This is a genomic window from Paenibacillus sp. Marseille-P2973, assembly GCF_018101095.1.
GTDB classification, from domain to species: Bacteria; Bacillota; Bacilli; order Paenibacillales; family Paenibacillaceae; genus Fontibacillus; species Fontibacillus vini.
The window spans coordinates 529955-543125 of record NZ_JAGQEH010000004.1 but is presented as its reverse complement, the minus strand read 5'-3'; the positions used below and the strand labels follow the sequence as shown (position 1 = coordinate 543125).

At 50.5% G+C, this 13171-nt stretch carries 16 protein-coding genes and 1 riboswitch; of the genes, 4 read left to right on the top strand and 12 right to left on the bottom strand.

The genetic code is table 11. From position 1 onward, the window contains the following. Nucleotides 1-51 precede the first annotated feature (51 nt). Nucleotides 52-179, bottom strand: a riboswitch (SAM riboswitch). 421 nt (nt 180-600) lie between these two features. Continuing rightward, nucleotides 601-1536: a magnesium/cobalt transporter CorA gene (corA, locus tag KB559_RS12000; protein WP_211022130.1), complete on the top strand. Its 936-nt coding sequence runs from the start codon at nt 601-603 to the stop codon at nt 1534-1536. 73 nt (nt 1537-1609) lie between these two features. Here corA and KB559_RS11995 read toward each other — a convergent pair whose 3' ends face one another. Further along, nucleotides 1610-2620 carry an HRDC domain-containing protein gene (locus KB559_RS11995; protein ID WP_211022128.1) on the bottom strand — a complete coding sequence of 337 codons (1011 nt, stop codon included), beginning with the start codon at nt 2618-2620 and terminating at the stop codon, nt 1610-1612. Between the two features lie 227 nt (nt 2621-2847). Between KB559_RS11995 and KB559_RS11990 the strand changes: the two genes are divergently transcribed. Then, nucleotides 2848-3153, top strand: a complete 306-nt coding sequence (locus KB559_RS11990) for a DUF3055 domain-containing protein (RefSeq protein WP_211022125.1) — start codon at nt 2848-2850, stop codon at nt 3151-3153. Nucleotides 3154-3193: 40 nt separating this feature from the next. On the opposite strand, the gene modB is transcribed toward KB559_RS11990, so the two are convergent. Both modB and modA read right to left on the bottom strand, forming a co-directional pair. Continuing rightward, nucleotides 3194-3871 carry a molybdate ABC transporter permease subunit gene (gene modB, locus KB559_RS11985; protein ID WP_211022123.1) on the bottom strand — a complete coding sequence of 226 codons (678 nt, stop codon included), beginning with the start codon at nt 3869-3871 and terminating at the stop codon, nt 3194-3196. Further along, nucleotides 3871-4722, bottom strand: a complete 852-nt coding sequence (gene modA / locus KB559_RS11980) for a molybdate ABC transporter substrate-binding protein (RefSeq protein WP_247681754.1) — start codon at nt 4720-4722, stop codon at nt 3871-3873. The genes modB and modA overlap by 1 nt, the downstream gene beginning before the upstream one ends. A gap of 107 nt (nt 4723-4829) precedes the next feature. Between modA and KB559_RS11975 the strand changes: the two genes are divergently transcribed. Beyond that, nucleotides 4830-5822: a substrate-binding domain-containing protein gene (locus KB559_RS11975; RefSeq protein WP_211022121.1), complete on the top strand. Its 993-nt coding sequence runs from the start codon at nt 4830-4832 to the stop codon at nt 5820-5822. A gap of 68 nt (nt 5823-5890) precedes the next feature. Here KB559_RS11975 and KB559_RS11970 read toward each other — a convergent pair whose 3' ends face one another. The 9 genes from KB559_RS11970 to KB559_RS11930 all read right to left on the bottom strand — a co-directional run bounded on the left by KB559_RS11970 (nt 5891) and on the right by KB559_RS11930 (nt 11785). Beyond that, nucleotides 5891-6787, bottom strand: coding sequence for a 5'-3' exonuclease (locus KB559_RS11970; protein ID WP_247681753.1), 897 nt, complete (start codon nt 6785-6787; stop codon nt 5891-5893). 26 nt (nt 6788-6813) lie between these two features. After that, a complete protein-coding gene (locus KB559_RS11965; RefSeq protein ID WP_211022119.1) occupies nt 6814-7176 on the bottom strand; it encodes an arsenate reductase family protein in 363 nt (120 codons plus the stop codon). A 23-nt stretch (nt 7177-7199) separates the two neighbouring features. Continuing rightward, nucleotides 7200-8156 (bottom strand): RluA family pseudouridine synthase, encoded by a 957-nt coding sequence (locus tag KB559_RS11960; RefSeq protein WP_211022117.1) that lies wholly within the window; start codon nt 8154-8156, stop codon nt 7200-7202. A 2-nt stretch (nt 8157-8158) separates the two neighbouring features. After that, the gene (locus KB559_RS11955; protein WP_211022115.1) at nt 8159-8722 is read right to left on the bottom strand and encodes a cob(I)yrinic acid a,c-diamide adenosyltransferase; all 564 of its coding nucleotides are present in this window, start codon (nt 8720-8722) and stop codon (nt 8159-8161) included. A 95-nt stretch (nt 8723-8817) separates the two neighbouring features. Then, entirely contained in the window at nt 8818-9021 is a 204-nt protein-coding gene (locus KB559_RS11950) for an aspartyl-phosphate phosphatase Spo0E family protein (protein WP_373316847.1), read from the bottom strand. 208 nt (nt 9022-9229) lie between these two features. Further along, nucleotides 9230-10441: an aminotransferase class I/II-fold pyridoxal phosphate-dependent enzyme gene (locus KB559_RS11945; protein WP_211022112.1), complete on the bottom strand. Its 1212-nt coding sequence runs from the start codon at nt 10439-10441 to the stop codon at nt 9230-9232. Between the two features lie 13 nt (nt 10442-10454). Continuing rightward, entirely contained in the window at nt 10455-10955 is a 501-nt protein-coding gene (locus KB559_RS11940) for an Lrp/AsnC family transcriptional regulator (protein ID WP_211022110.1), read from the bottom strand. Between the two features lie 173 nt (nt 10956-11128). Next, the gene (locus KB559_RS11935; RefSeq protein ID WP_244861649.1) at nt 11129-11515 is read right to left on the bottom strand and encodes a spore coat protein; all 387 of its coding nucleotides are present in this window, start codon (nt 11513-11515) and stop codon (nt 11129-11131) included. A gap of 36 nt (nt 11516-11551) precedes the next feature. Then, nucleotides 11552-11785: a hypothetical protein gene (locus tag KB559_RS11930; RefSeq protein WP_211022108.1), complete on the bottom strand. Its 234-nt coding sequence runs from the start codon at nt 11783-11785 to the stop codon at nt 11552-11554. A 157-nt stretch (nt 11786-11942) separates the two neighbouring features. Between KB559_RS11930 and KB559_RS11925 the strand changes: the two genes are divergently transcribed. Beyond that, on the top strand, nt 11943-13163 hold the full coding sequence (locus tag KB559_RS11925) for an NAD(P)/FAD-dependent oxidoreductase (RefSeq protein ID WP_211022106.1): 1221 nt from the start codon (nt 11943-11945) through the stop codon (nt 13161-13163). The last annotated feature ends 8 nt before the right edge of the window (nt 13164-13171 follow it).

Here is a 13171-nt window from a genome sequence, read left to right as displayed (position 1 = left end):
GACCTCACTCTTAACATAGAGAAAGGTCATCATTTATTCCTGAATGCTCCTCTCTCATCTCTCAGAGACCGGGTGCCAACAAATCGCACTACTCGGTTCCGCAAGAATTAGCACCGTGCGACGTATCGCCGGTTGCCGGGTATCATCGGGCCAGTCCCTCCACCTACTCTTGATAAGAAAATCGTCTAAGTATTTAGTTTTTGTAATCAAATTTAAATATACTGATTTTCATTATACATGAAATGTTTATTTTCACAAGCCAAATGCCCTTATTTGTCCACAACTTTTTGGCTTGAAACAATTCACACCCCGGCGTTATACTAGACAAGTGTTTAAGAGGCACTATATCCCTAATAACAAAGAGGTGAATCCGAGGATGGAAGGCGACCCGAGTCCGCAGTGTAGTATCCTGAAGCAACAATCGCATAGGAAACCGATCAGCAGGCGCCCTGCGGGTAATAACGGGCACTTTCTTTTCCCGGTGTTTTCATAAAACGCCTTATTCGGCGTTCCCGCACCACCGCTGTATCACCTTCCTGTGCTCAGCCAGACCAAAGTGAGCATAACCGGCTGCTTCCAGCCGGAAAGGGAGTGAAGAGCATGAAAATCCGTCATGTAGTCGCCGGTGTATTTACTCCGGTAGCAGATGTAGAAATGACAACAACACCGCCTGAGCAAGGGTTCTATTGGATCGATGCCGATGTTGAAGACCTGGCCCTGCTTCAGCCGCTGTTCTCATTGCACGATCTTGCGGTGGAGGATTGTCTTACCGAAGAAGAGCAGCGCCCAAAAATTGAAACTTATGATAACCACTATTTTATTGTAGTCAACAGTATCCGTTATGATGACGAGGAAATCTTCTTGCGGGCGCTGAACCTTTTTCTGGGCCGGCATTATATCATTACCGTAACCAAACAAAAAATCAACGAACTCCGGGCTGTAAAGCCGATCCTCTGGGAACAGGAGGTCAGCGAGCCCGACCGGTTCCTTTATTTCCTTATCGACCTTGTAGTTGACAATTATTTCATCGTCGGTGACCGGATCGAAGTCAAGATCGAGAAGCTGGAAGAAGACATTCTCATGCATACCAAGCGGTCCCATCTTAACGAAATTATCGGACTACGAAGCGAAATACTCTGGCTTAAGAAAGTGCTGGGTCCACAAAAAGAAGTTATTAATATTCTAAACAAAAAAGATCTGCGGCTGATCGACGACCAATTGCAGAAATATTTCAGCGACATCTATGAGAACGCCGTTAAGATTTCCGAAAACTTCGATACCTTCCGGGAACTCGTAGGAAACTTACGAGAAGCTTATCAGGCCGCCATCGCCAACCGTGCGAACGAAATCATGCGCGTGTTTACGGCGATTACGACGATTTTCATCCCGCTTACGCTAATTACCGGTATCTACGGAATGAACTTCGACCATATGCCTGAACTTCATTGGAAGTACAGTTACTATGTTGTCCTAGGCATTATGATCGTGCTTGGAGCGGGAATGTTCTATCTGTTCAGGAAACGGGACTGGATCTAAAACTAAAATCAGCAAAGCCGGCAAACGGCGAACCATGAACAGGTTCGCCGCTTGCCGGCTTTTTTAGAAGGAATTAACCCGCCTTAGGAGCTCGCTCCTTCTGTCGGCGATATGAGATCCGCAGAAGCCGCAGCCGTTCGTAAAGCTTGTCCAGGCCTCCCGCATCAAGCGTCTCCTGATCATAAACGCGCTGCAGCACCGGCTTTAAGAAGCTGTCGCCCATTTCCTCGAACGCCTTCCATACTTCATTCTGCTGCTCCGCCGGCATGTCCTTGAGTTCTAATTGAACCAATGAATCCGTCGTATACCCGTCCTTCTCAAGCAATTCAAGTAATTCCACGGCCTCTCTTCGGTCCAGGTTCGTCCGTACGCAAATCTCCTGCAAATCAAGACCTTGGGCCAGTGATTCCAGCACAACGCGGCGGGTACTGAACTTCTCCATCTCCAGCTTGAACTTCGCCTCCTTCTGCTTGTACATCCAAGATCGGAATACATCCTCGTCGATATTCTGCTCCACCCAGCCAAGGGGGAAGTCACCCGGCCGTTCGCCCCCCTGGGCCTGAGCCATTTCCAGCAGTTCTGGTCCGTATTCGGCGGCCTTGCTTTCGCCCACGCCGGGAAGCTGCAGCAATTCTTCAGTCGTCCAAGGCTTGAATACGCTGATCAGCCTCAGCAGCCGGTTACTGGCAATCATATACGGCGCCTTCCGGTCAGCGGAGGCCTTCTTACGCCGCCAGGCACAGAGTTCGTTGTAAAACTCCTCATTCCCGTGCAGCTCACTGTAGCAAATCAGCTTCTGTGCCGCCATTCCCCGCCCTTGGAACTCCTCTCGCTCATCCCAGATCCCTTCAATCACCGGGCGATAGCCTTCACCCAGCTTAACGACAAGACGATGGCGGTACACATGCAGCATTTCTGACCAGGAGCCGCCCTCATACCAAATGGTCTCCTGCTCCCCCTCCGCTGTCGTTTCGTTCCAGCCCATCCGCCATAGCCCTTCCTCTTCACCGATCCAGACTTGAGCTCCGCCAGACACCGCATCGCTGCTCTTCTTTTCCAAACTGTTCAAAAAAACAATCCGCATCCTTTTTTCCCCTCCCAATTCACGTCAGCTACGACAATCCCATGTTTATAAACACGCAAAAAAGCACCCCTCCTGAAAAATTCAAGAGAGGTGCTTCCCCTAGTCGTATACTGTTATTCCTAATCATACCATTTTTTTCGCAGCTGTCAATCCGTTATCATTTCCCCGCCGCTCCGTTTTTCGGCTATAATGACAGAAGACAACTAGTATCCGAGGAGGCTTTGCAAATGAACGAACAGCACCACGATTTGGACTTTTTATCAGACAGCACGGAAAGTACATCCACCCGATTTGTAACTTTTATAGGCAACGCCTCTCTAAAGCGCTTCGATCTGGCCGTTACGACCACAAACCGTTTTTACGGGAAAAAGCTTGTTACGGATCTCCAGAACGGCAAGACTGCTATCCTGGGTACGGACGATCTGGAGGAAGAAGGCTATCTGGAGCACGTTTTCGGTCTGAGTGAAGAAGAGAGCCACGAGCTCAAATCGTTTCTGTATCAGGTGGTCGGCGAAGCCTATTTCACCGATTGATCTGTGATTGGCATCATAGGCATCATGGTGATGGACCTCTCTACTCCTCTTTTTCCGAACGCCGACCACTCAAGGCCAGAAGAAGAAATGAGATCAGAATCATGAAGGCAGCCCATGCCCATGCGGTAGTCGTGTCACCGGACTCCACCGCCATATAGATGGCGGTCGGCAGTGTCTGCGTCCTGCCGGGGATATTCCCGGCCAGCATCAGAGTGGCGCCAAATTCGCCAAGCGCTCTGGTAAACGACAGCACGAAGGCGGTTGTCAGGGAACGCTGGGCCAGCGGAACGGCGATGTAAAACAAGACCTGCCACTCGGAAGCGCCCATGGAACGGCCGGCGGACAGCAGGTCCCGGTCAATAGAGGCAAAGCCGGCCTTGGCCGATTGATAGGCTAACGGGAAGGCGACGACAGCCGCGGACAGTACGGCGGCCCCCCAGGTAAATACGATCGGCAGCCCGGCAAGTGTTTCGAACAGCTTGCCGACCGGGCTCCGGCGGCCAAACGCCATCAGCAGCAAGAAGCCGACGACGGTAGGAGGCAAAACCATAGGCAGCATAAAGATCGTCTCCAAGATCGTTTTGCCCCAAAACTTCTTGCCGGCCATCAGCCATGCTATGTAACCTGCGATCAAAAAAGCGATGATGCCCGCTAGCAGCGACACTTTCAAGGATAATCCGACAGGCGACCAAAAATCGCTCCATTCCATCTCAGGCATCACTCCGCCACGCTGAAACCGTAATTCCGGAATACGTTGCTAGCTGCTGCCGATTGCAGAAATTCAAGGAATTGGTCAGCTTCATCAGGATATTTGGTTGCCGCAACAATTCCTGCGGGATACAGGATGGGCGTATGGCTCTTCTCATCGAGCACCAGCGCCGTTTTCACCTTGGATGTAAGTTTCGCATCGCTCTCGTAGACGAACCCCGCATCCGCATTTCCCGATTCTACATAAGTCAGCACTTGAGTTACGTCTTTGGCAAACACCATTTTAGGCTGGAGCATCGTCCATAACTGTCCGTTCTCCAACGCTTCCTTCGTATAAGAACCCGCAGGAACCACTTCGGGTTCGCCGAGTGCGATCATGCCAAAGTCTTTCTCCTGCAAGACTTCTAAAGATGCAGGGACAACGGAAGCATCCGACGGAACGATTAGGACAAGACGATTGCGCAGCAAATCAACCTTGCTGTCGGCATTGACGAACTTGCCATCGATTAGAGCCGTCATTTGCTTCTGTCCTGCCGACAGAAACAAATCGGCGGGCGCTCCTTGCTCAATTTGTTTTTGCAAGGATCCCGAGGCGCCGAAATTCATCGTTAGCTTGATATTTTCATGCTCTGCTTCATACAGCGCGGAAATCTCTTCCATGCTCTCTTTAAGACTTGCTGCCGCCGATACCGTCAGCGTGACTGAACTCTCAAGGTTATTTGACGACGTTTGTTTGCTGTTGCTTGAGGTCTCGGCTTTATTCCCTGCGTTGGCGTTGGCGCATCCGGACAAAATTGCGATAAGCAGCAATGTTCCGATTAAAGCCCGGCCGCCAAACATAGATTTTAAACCTGATGGCATCTAAAACCCTCCAAACATGTACCAATAATAATTCATTTTATTATATCTAGATATATTTGAATATAACTAATTATAATTAGACATAAAGTTGTCAATGGAGGATACCCATGAACGATGTTTCCTACACTACTGAAGAAGTCGCAAAACTGCTTAAGGTTTCCAAATTAACTGTATATGATCTGATCAAAAAAGGAGATCTTCCTGCCTACCGGGTTGGCAAACAGATGCGGGTCGATGCGGATGATCTGGAGATGTACAAGCAGAATGCGAAAAGCGGCGGAGCGGCTGCTTCCCGTTCTCAGCGTAATAACAACCTGAATGCCGAACGGGAGATTCCAAAGGAATTCGCCAAAGATGAGCAAAGCTCCTCCGGCCGTGAGCCTCATCCAGGAACCCTGGTCATTACCGGTCAGGACCTTAGTCTGGATCTGCTGGCCAAGCATCTTGAGCGGGCTAATTCTTCGCTTCGGCCCCTCCGCTCGCATGACGGAAGTCTCGACAGCCTGATCTCCATGTATCACGGAAAGAGCGACATCGTCAGTACCCATTTGCTGGACGGAAGCAGCGGAGAATACAATATCCCTTATATCACCAAAATTCTGACCGGCCATTCCTATGTCGTCGTCAACCTGCTTCAGCGTCAAGCCGGGTTATACGTCAAACGCGGCAATCCCAAGCAATTGCTGACATGGGCGGATTTGGGCAGAACCGGCCTGAAAATGATTAATCGGGAAATTGGCTCCGGGGCCCGTGTACTTCTGGATGAACAGCTGCGCATCCACGGGATTTCACGCTCAGGCATCGAGGGATACGAGGACGTGGAGACAAGTCATCTCGCCGTGGCGGGCAAGGTCGCTGCCGGCCAGGCTGATGTTGGCGTTGGGATTGAGCATGCGGTTTCCCTGATCAATACCGTCGATTTCGTGCCGTTGATCAAGGAACGCTATGACTTGGTCATGTTAAAAACAAAATCTAACGCCGAATGGGTCCAGCTTCTGCTGCAAACCTTGCAATCTCCCGAATTCCGGCAGGAGCTGGGTTCGATTCATGGCTACGATTTATCGCTGACTGGACAAATTTTGTATGATACGGATAAATAAAAAGAAATGACGGTGCATTAGAGATCGATCTCTCCGCACCGTCATTTCCTGTTTTATTTAGTTATTCCTTACGGCGTTGCCGCGAGCCCCATCAGCGAGCTGATGCTTGCCATTTCCAATTCCTCGAATTTGGATGCGACCGCCGCAGCGTTCAATTCAAGCCGGCAGGAGTCGGGAATGCACACCACATCCACATCGCAGCGGATTTCCGCCAGCTGTCTCGATAAATGGAGCATGTCCAGATCGGCTTCAATTTTGCCCCGGACCGACTTGCTCAGAGAATCCAAATTGCCCAGAATTCCCTCCACCGATCCGTACTCTTGCACGAGCTTCAGCGCCGTTTTCTCACCGATTCCCCGCACGCCGGGATAGTTATCGCTCGTATCGCCCATCAGCCCCTTCAGGTCGATGATTTGGCGCGGTGTCAGTTGTTTCTCTTCCATCAGACTTTCCGGCGTATAAACCATATAATTGCCATGTCCTTTTTTCATAATAATGACGCTCGTCCGCTCGCTGACCAACTGCAGCATATCATGATCTCCCGTAAGAATGTACACCTGCATATCCTCGCTGAATTTAGCGGCCAGGGTGCCGATGCAATCATCCGCTTCATAACCGGGACAGCTGACATTTGGAATCCCGAGGCTTTCCATCACGTCCCGGATTACGGAAAACTGCGGAATCAATTCGTCGGGCGCTTCCGAACGGTTGCCTTTGTAGGCCGCAAACTGCTCCGTCCGGAAGGTTTTGCTCCCAAGATCCCAACAGCAGGCGATATGCGTCGGGGCAAATTTCTGCACGGCATCCCAGAAGTAACGCATAAACCCATAAACCGCATTGGTCGGAAGGCCTGCTTTGGTTCGGCGGATGTATCCCGTGGCGGCAGATGCATAAAACGCCCGGAACATCAAAGCCATCCCGTCAACCAGCAGAATGCTTTCTTTTCCGTTCTGATTTATTGTCATGTCTGACTCTCCTTCCTGATCGTTATCTATTTGTGCCAAGCCTGCTCGTAAGCTTCCTCTTTGAAGCCTACCGTAACTGATTTTCCATCCGACACCAGCGGACGCTTAATCAGCATCCCGTTTGATGACAGCAGCTTGATCTGGTCTTCCTTTGCCATGGAGGACAATTTATCTTTTAGTCCCAATTCCTTGTACACTTCTCCGCTGGTATTGAAAAATTTCTTCAACTCCAGCCCGCTAAGCTCGACCAATTCGGTCAACAAGGCCGGCTCAGGCGGATTCTCCTTAATATTTCTCAAATCCAGCTGATGCCCCTGAGCTTCAAGCCATTTAACAGCCTTGCGGCAAGTGCCGCAGGGCGGATAGTGGTACACGATCAAATTACTCATTAAACAAGTTCTCCTTCACTTTCTTATTCTCCACATTCCAGCTTCCGCCGCAATGTCTCCATGTCCGGCGGAAGAGGCGCACGAAACAGTAAATCCTCGCCAGTCAGCGGGTGCCGAAATCCAAGCTCCGCCGCATGAAGCGCTTGACGGCCGATCGCCGCATCCAATACCGATGCGGACATGTTCTGTCCTTCCGTTCCCTGGGCTGTGCTCCAGGTATACAACTTGTCCCCGATCAACGGGTGGCCGATCGAAGTCATGTGAACGCGGATTTGATGCGTCCGCCCCGTTCCCAGCCGCAGTTCCACCAGTGCTCCCAATCCGTAACACGCGGAGACTTTGTAATAGGTCAACGCCGGATATCCGCTTGGGGTAACGATGCGCCGATGCGGCTCCAGCGGGTCACGGTCGATCGGCCCGTCGATAAGCCCGTCGGGCGAGGCGGGGCAGCCGTGTACAAGCGCGGCATACTTCTTCGTGACCTGGCCCGCGATCAACTGTTCGGAAATATGCTGATGGATATAAGCGTTCTTGGCGATCGCGATAATCCCGCTCGTTTCCTGATCCAAGCGATGTACCGGACGAAAGCGGACGGCCTCCCCCTTTTCCCGCCAGTAATGCACCACACCGTTAGCAAGCGTGCCCGTGTAATGTCCGTGTGTCGGGTGCACAATGATCCCGGGAGCCTTGTTTACGATCAACAGGGCTTCATCCTCGTAAACAATATCAAACGGAATAGGTTCCGGTAAAATATCCTCCGAGATTTCCTGCTCCAGCGAGATAGAGACCATATCCCCCGGTTTGACCGGGACGCTGATAAACACCCGCTCCCCGTTCAGCATGACGCCCCGTTCCGTCAGCTTGATGCGTGACAGCAGCTTTCGGGACACCCCGAGCCTGCGTTGCAGCACGGTTTTTAACAGCCAACCGTCCTCTTGTTCCGTAACCCTATATGTTATTGGTTTATAGTAAGCGGTCATAATTAATTGCGAAACACCTTCCCACTGCGAATGTACTCCACATCGGGAGTTTGCTGGCGCGCATTTGCCGTCCGGGCCGCCGCGAAGAAAAAGTCGGAGAGACGGTTCAAGTATTTCACGGCCTCCCAATTTACTTCGGCTTTCCGGCTCAACGTTACCGCTTGCCGCTCTGCACGACGGCAGACGGTCCGGCAAACATGCAGCAAGGAGGCAAGTTCTGTCCCTCCTGGCAGAATGAATTTCTCAATCACCGGATTTTCCGCTTCGTAACGGTCAATCCATGACTCGAGCCGTTCCGCCATGTCCGGGGTAACTTTAAAACGTCTTTCATCAACTTTTGCAAAAGCGAGGTCCGATCCGCAGTCAAACAGCTCCTGTTGAATCTGCTGCAAATCCTCTTTCAAATCGGCAAACTTCGCTTGATCCGCACAGCTCCCGGCTAATCCTACAAAGCTGTTCAGTTCGTCGATCGTGCCGTAAGCCTCCACCCGTTCGTCATCCTTATATACTCTCCCGCCGATAACCGACGTCTGCCCCTGGTCACCGGTACGTGTATAAATCGTCATAAACAACCCCCTTTTCCTATTTTCAAATATACCATAAATTTAAAAAAGAAGATCCTTGTAGGATCTTCCCTGGAATAGTCTGGTTCATTTAATTTCTATAATTTCGCTTCTTTGTTTTTCCGGTGACTCTTCATAAATTCATTGATCTTTAAATCCAGCAAGCTGCTGATCTCAATAACGATATCCGAAGTAAAGGAATTTTCCTGCTGGAATATCTTTTCCATTTTACTGCGAAGCAAATGGATCTCATCCTCCAAGGAAACCGCTTGTGGTGAAGTCTTGCGACCGACTTCGTCTATCCATTGATTTCTATCGTTGCCGTCTGCGATCACAATTCCGGCTAGTTCGAAAGGCAAATTGTATTCACCACAACCCAAAAGTAATCCCTCCCTGAGAAACTAAACCCTCTTCCAAAATAAAATTATACCATGTCAATTGGACAGTGATCAATTAAAATATGAAAGAAATGTTAATTAGCCCCATTTTCCCGGGTGAGGTACTTAAGAATCAGCCTTGCTTCAATTTATGAATGAATTGTCCCATCCGGTGGAGCGCCTCGCTGATCTGATTTACGGAAGTCGCATAGGAGCAGCGGAGGAAGCCTTCACCGCCCGCACCGAACACATTTCCGGGCACAGCCGCAACTTTGGCCTCAACCAATAGCCGGGTGGCAAATTCATCCGAGCTCAGGCCGGTTGACTCGACGCTCGGGAATGCATAGAAAGCGCCTTGAGGCTCATGACAAGACAAACCGACATCACGCAATCCTTGAACGATCAATCTTCTGCGTTGGTTGTAGGATTCGACCATAAGGTCCTTCTCCTTCAGCCCATTTTTGAGGGCTTCAAGCGCTGCTACCTGACCCATAACCGGAGCGCACATGACAGTGTATTGATGAATCTTCAGCATGGCGTAGATCAAATCCGGATGGCCGCAAGCATATCCCATGCGCCAGCCTGTCATCGCAAAAGCTTTGGAAAAGCCGTTGACCAGAATGGTCCGGTCTTTCATTCCGGGAATGGAGGCAAAACTTACGTGCTTATCGCCATAAGTCAATTCGGAATAAATTTCGTCGGAAATTACGATCAGGTCGTGTTCTTCCACGATTTTCGCAATCGGCAGCCAATCCTCATAACTCATGGTGCCGCCGGTCGGGTTGCTCGGATAATTCAGAATCAAAACCTTGGATTTCGGAGTGATTGCCGCTTTAAGCTGTTCCGGCTTCAATTTGAAATTGTCCTTGGCGAATGTCTCGATTTCCACCGGTACACCGCCGCCGACTTCGGTAATCGGCGAATAAGAGATGTAACAAGGCGCCGGAACCAGAATTTCATCTCCAGGTACGATCAGCGCGCGCAAGGCCAGATCAATAGCTTCGCTCGCACCCACAGTCACAAGGATTTCATCTTTCGGGTTATATTTCACTTCGTAGCTGTTATACAGATATTCCGCAATCGCTTCGCGAAGCTCGGGAGTGCCTGCATTGCTTGTGTAGCTCGTAAAGCCGCGCTCCAGAGAGTAGACGCAAGCTTCCCGGACATGCCATGGAGTAATGAAGTCAGGCTCCCCTACCCCCAGCGTAATAATATCCTTATTGCCGCTGGCAAGGTCGAAGAAACGGCGAATCCCTGAAGGCTTAATATCTCTAACCCGCGGAGCTAAGTAAGAAGTCATTGAATTTTCGTTTTGTTCTGCCTGTCCTTGTGATTTTACGCTCATAACATTACTTCCTTTACGGAGAAATCATCAGGCGGCGGTCTTCTTCGGGATCTTCGAAAATGATGCCGTCTTGTTTATATTTTTTAAGAATAAAATGCGTTTTCGTTGAAAGTACGGATTCCAGCGGTGACAGCTTGTCGGAGACGAAACTGGCCACTTCCTTCAAATTGCGCCCTTCCACTTCCACCAACAAATCGTAAGCTCCGGACATCAGATAGACGGACATCACCTGCGGGAACAGGTAAATCCGTTCCGCGATGGCTTCGAAGCCTCTCCCGCGTTCGGGCGTGATTTGCACTTCGATCAAGGCGGTTACTTTCTCGTCGTCCAATTTGCTCGAATTGATCACGGTCGCATATTTCACGATGACGTGATCTTCTTCCAATTCGGCGATCGCGGCTGCGACTTCTTCCGAAGATACGCCCAGCAAGGTTGCCAGCAGCTTCGGATCCCGGCGGGCGTCCTCTTTCAGGAGATCCAGCACTTTCAGCTTCAGTTCGCTCAATTGTTTCATGCTTCACCCTCCAGCGCTGTTCCGGCGGCGTCGGTAGACGTTTGCCTCCGGAATCTAAATTTAATACTTATATTACATGAAATTGGGCATCCTGCAAAGAAAAACGTCCACTCCATGGAAGATTCCGGGAGGTGGACGTTTTGGGTTACGGTCTTATTTTCCAGTCAAACGCTTTAAGTGTAATAAGGATTCTGGATATTGGTTTGATGGTATGGGACATTAGCGGGATGCATATACGAATTCGAACGGGTTGTCTGCTGCTGCACGAACTGATGCACCTTCTGGTGCGTCTTTTCCGCCTCCTGGATTTTCTTATCGATTTCCTGGCGGGTAGCTCCGGCAGGAGGCGAATAAATCTGATGCCGTTCAAGCAGCGTGTAAAGATCGCCCTGCAGACGCAAGGTGCTGTCCGTCAACTCGGCAAACGTCCGTCTGATCGACGGGCAGGACGACTCCGTGGTCGCTGTGGTATACTCTCGAACCGTACGCCGAAGATCGGCAAGAATTATTTTCAACAAGTCGTCCTGGGACATTTGCCCTGTGCTGGTTTGTGGGTTCACGAAAGATTCCTCCTATGGTTTTGTTGGATCCGCAATTTACTGGGCTTGGCTTGGAGCTAGGGGCTGATGCTGTTTCAGCGCGTTAATCAGCGTGTGCAGATGATGCTCGTGAACCCGCATATGCTCCGAAATCGCCTGCTCGATTTGTGCATTGGTGGCTACGGCGGCTGCAGCCGCGCACATCTTGATCAACATGTCTTCATTAGCCACAGAATCCGCAATATAGTTGACTTCTTTGCCGGACAGCGGCTGCATTTGCGTATAGTTCATCTCGTTTCCTCCTGATAGATAGTTGCATTCGGGCATATTATGTCCCGCTTCGAAATTTTTATCATAGGTCAGAGGTTATACTTGTGGCGCCGCGGTGAATATTGGATTAGGGACACTATACAAGTCCACTTGCTATCACTGTTGGAGGGATGGAACGATGAAATTACATTCGGGCGAACACGTCTGGCCCAGGACGATCGGTCCTGTCCCCGACTACCCTGCTTTAGGGCAAGATATTTCTTGCGACTGTCTCATCATTGGGGGCGGAATCAGCGGGGCTCTTTGCGCTCATCTTTTGACCGATTTAGGCATGAATATCGTTTTGGCCGAGAAAAATGAAATCGGCTCGGGCAGCACGCTGGCGAATACGGGAATTCTTCAGTATGCCAATGATAAAACCTTGACCTCATTCATTCATACATTTGGTGAAGAGACGGCGGTTCACTTTTACAGGCTCTGCAGGGATGCCCTCGTCCGTTTAAAAGAACTGGGAGGAAAGCTGCATCCGGATCTCTTACCGAAGGAGAGAAGCAGCCTGTATATGGCGAGCACCGCTGAGGATGTTTCCATGCTGAGGGAAGAATATGAGAATTTAAAAAAATACGGATTTCAGGTGGACTGGTGGAACGAAGAAGATTTCTCCGGACGGTTTCCGTTCCGCAGGCTTGGGGCAATTTACACTCAGGGGGACGCCGAGATCAATCCGTTTGCCCTCGTTCACGAACTCCTGAAGAAAGCGACGACAAAAGGGCTGCAAATTTACGAGCATACGCCTATTACGGGCTGGATATTCCATAGTGACGGGGTTAGCTGCCGTTCCGGACAGCGCGTCATTCGCGCCAAGCATGTCATCGTAGCTACCGGTTATGAAACCCAACTTCTGAAACGGGAACCCGGAGCTTATTTAACGAGCACCTACGCGGTCGTGACAGAACCGGCAAACCATTTCAAGGATTGGCACGAGCGCTGTCTGATCTGGGAAACCGCCCGCCCCTACCTTTATATGCGGACAACCCCCGACGGCCGGATTATGGCCGGAGGGCTGGATGAGCCTTTAACGGGCAATGTGTTAAAGGAAGGCCGGGAAATAAAAAAAGGACAAGAGCTTCTCGAACTCATTCACAATATGTTTCCGGAAAAATCGGGACTACGTGCGGCTTATTCCTGGGGAGCCGTATTCGGGGAAACCCGGGACGGATTGCCTTATATCGGAACCCATCCGGATTATCCCCATTGTTTCTTCCTTGAAGGTTATGGAGGGAACGGAACCGTATGCAGCATGCTCGCCGCTGAGATGATTACAGATGTGCTTGCCGGCAAACCGCGCAGCGATATGGAACTGTTTGCGCTGACCCGAAGCACCAAACCCGCTCCTTAAACGGAGCG

What these genes read in the sequence shown, in the direction of transcription:
- KB559_RS11995 (WP_211022128.1), bottom strand. Translation starts at nt 2,620, where the DNA reads ATGCGGATTGTTTTTTTGAACAGTTTGGAAAAGAAGAGCAGCGATGCG.
- KB559_RS11945 (WP_211022112.1), bottom strand. Translation starts at nt 10,441, where the DNA reads ATGAGCGTAAAATCACAAGGACAGGCAGAACAAAACGAAAATTCAATG.
- modA (WP_247681754.1), bottom strand. Translation starts at nt 4,722, where the DNA reads ATGCCATCAGGTTTAAAATCTATGTTTGGCGGCCGGGCTTTAATCGGA.
- KB559_RS11975 (WP_211022121.1), top strand. Translation starts at nt 4,830, where the DNA reads ATGAACGATGTTTCCTACACTACTGAAGAAGTCGCAAAACTGCTTAAG.
- corA (WP_211022130.1), top strand. Translation starts at nt 601, where the DNA reads ATGAAAATCCGTCATGTAGTCGCCGGTGTATTTACTCCGGTAGCAGAT.
- KB559_RS11930 (WP_211022108.1), bottom strand. Translation starts at nt 11,785, where the DNA reads ATGAACTATACGCAAATGCAGCCGCTGTCCGGCAAAGAAGTCAACTAT.
- KB559_RS11925 (WP_211022106.1), top strand. Translation starts at nt 11,943, where the DNA reads ATGAAATTACATTCGGGCGAACACGTCTGGCCCAGGACGATCGGTCCT.
- KB559_RS11970 (WP_247681753.1), bottom strand. Translation starts at nt 6,787, where the DNA reads ATGACAATAAATCAGAACGGAAAAGAAAGCATTCTGCTGGTTGACGGG.
- KB559_RS11990 (WP_211022125.1), top strand. Translation starts at nt 2,848, where the DNA reads ATGAACGAACAGCACCACGATTTGGACTTTTTATCAGACAGCACGGAA.
- KB559_RS11955 (WP_211022115.1), bottom strand. Translation starts at nt 8,722, where the DNA reads ATGACGATTTATACACGTACCGGTGACCAGGGGCAGACGTCGGTTATC.
- KB559_RS11960 (WP_211022117.1), bottom strand. Translation starts at nt 8,156, where the DNA reads ATGACCGCTTACTATAAACCAATAACATATAGGGTTACGGAACAAGAG.
- modB (WP_211022123.1), bottom strand. Translation starts at nt 3,871, where the DNA reads ATGCCTGAGATGGAATGGAGCGATTTTTGGTCGCCTGTCGGATTATCC.
- KB559_RS11965 (WP_211022119.1), bottom strand. Translation starts at nt 7,176, where the DNA reads ATGAGTAATTTGATCGTGTACCACTATCCGCCCTGCGGCACTTGCCGC.
- KB559_RS11940 (WP_211022110.1), bottom strand. Translation starts at nt 10,955, where the DNA reads ATGAAACAATTGAGCGAACTGAAGCTGAAAGTGCTGGATCTCCTGAAA.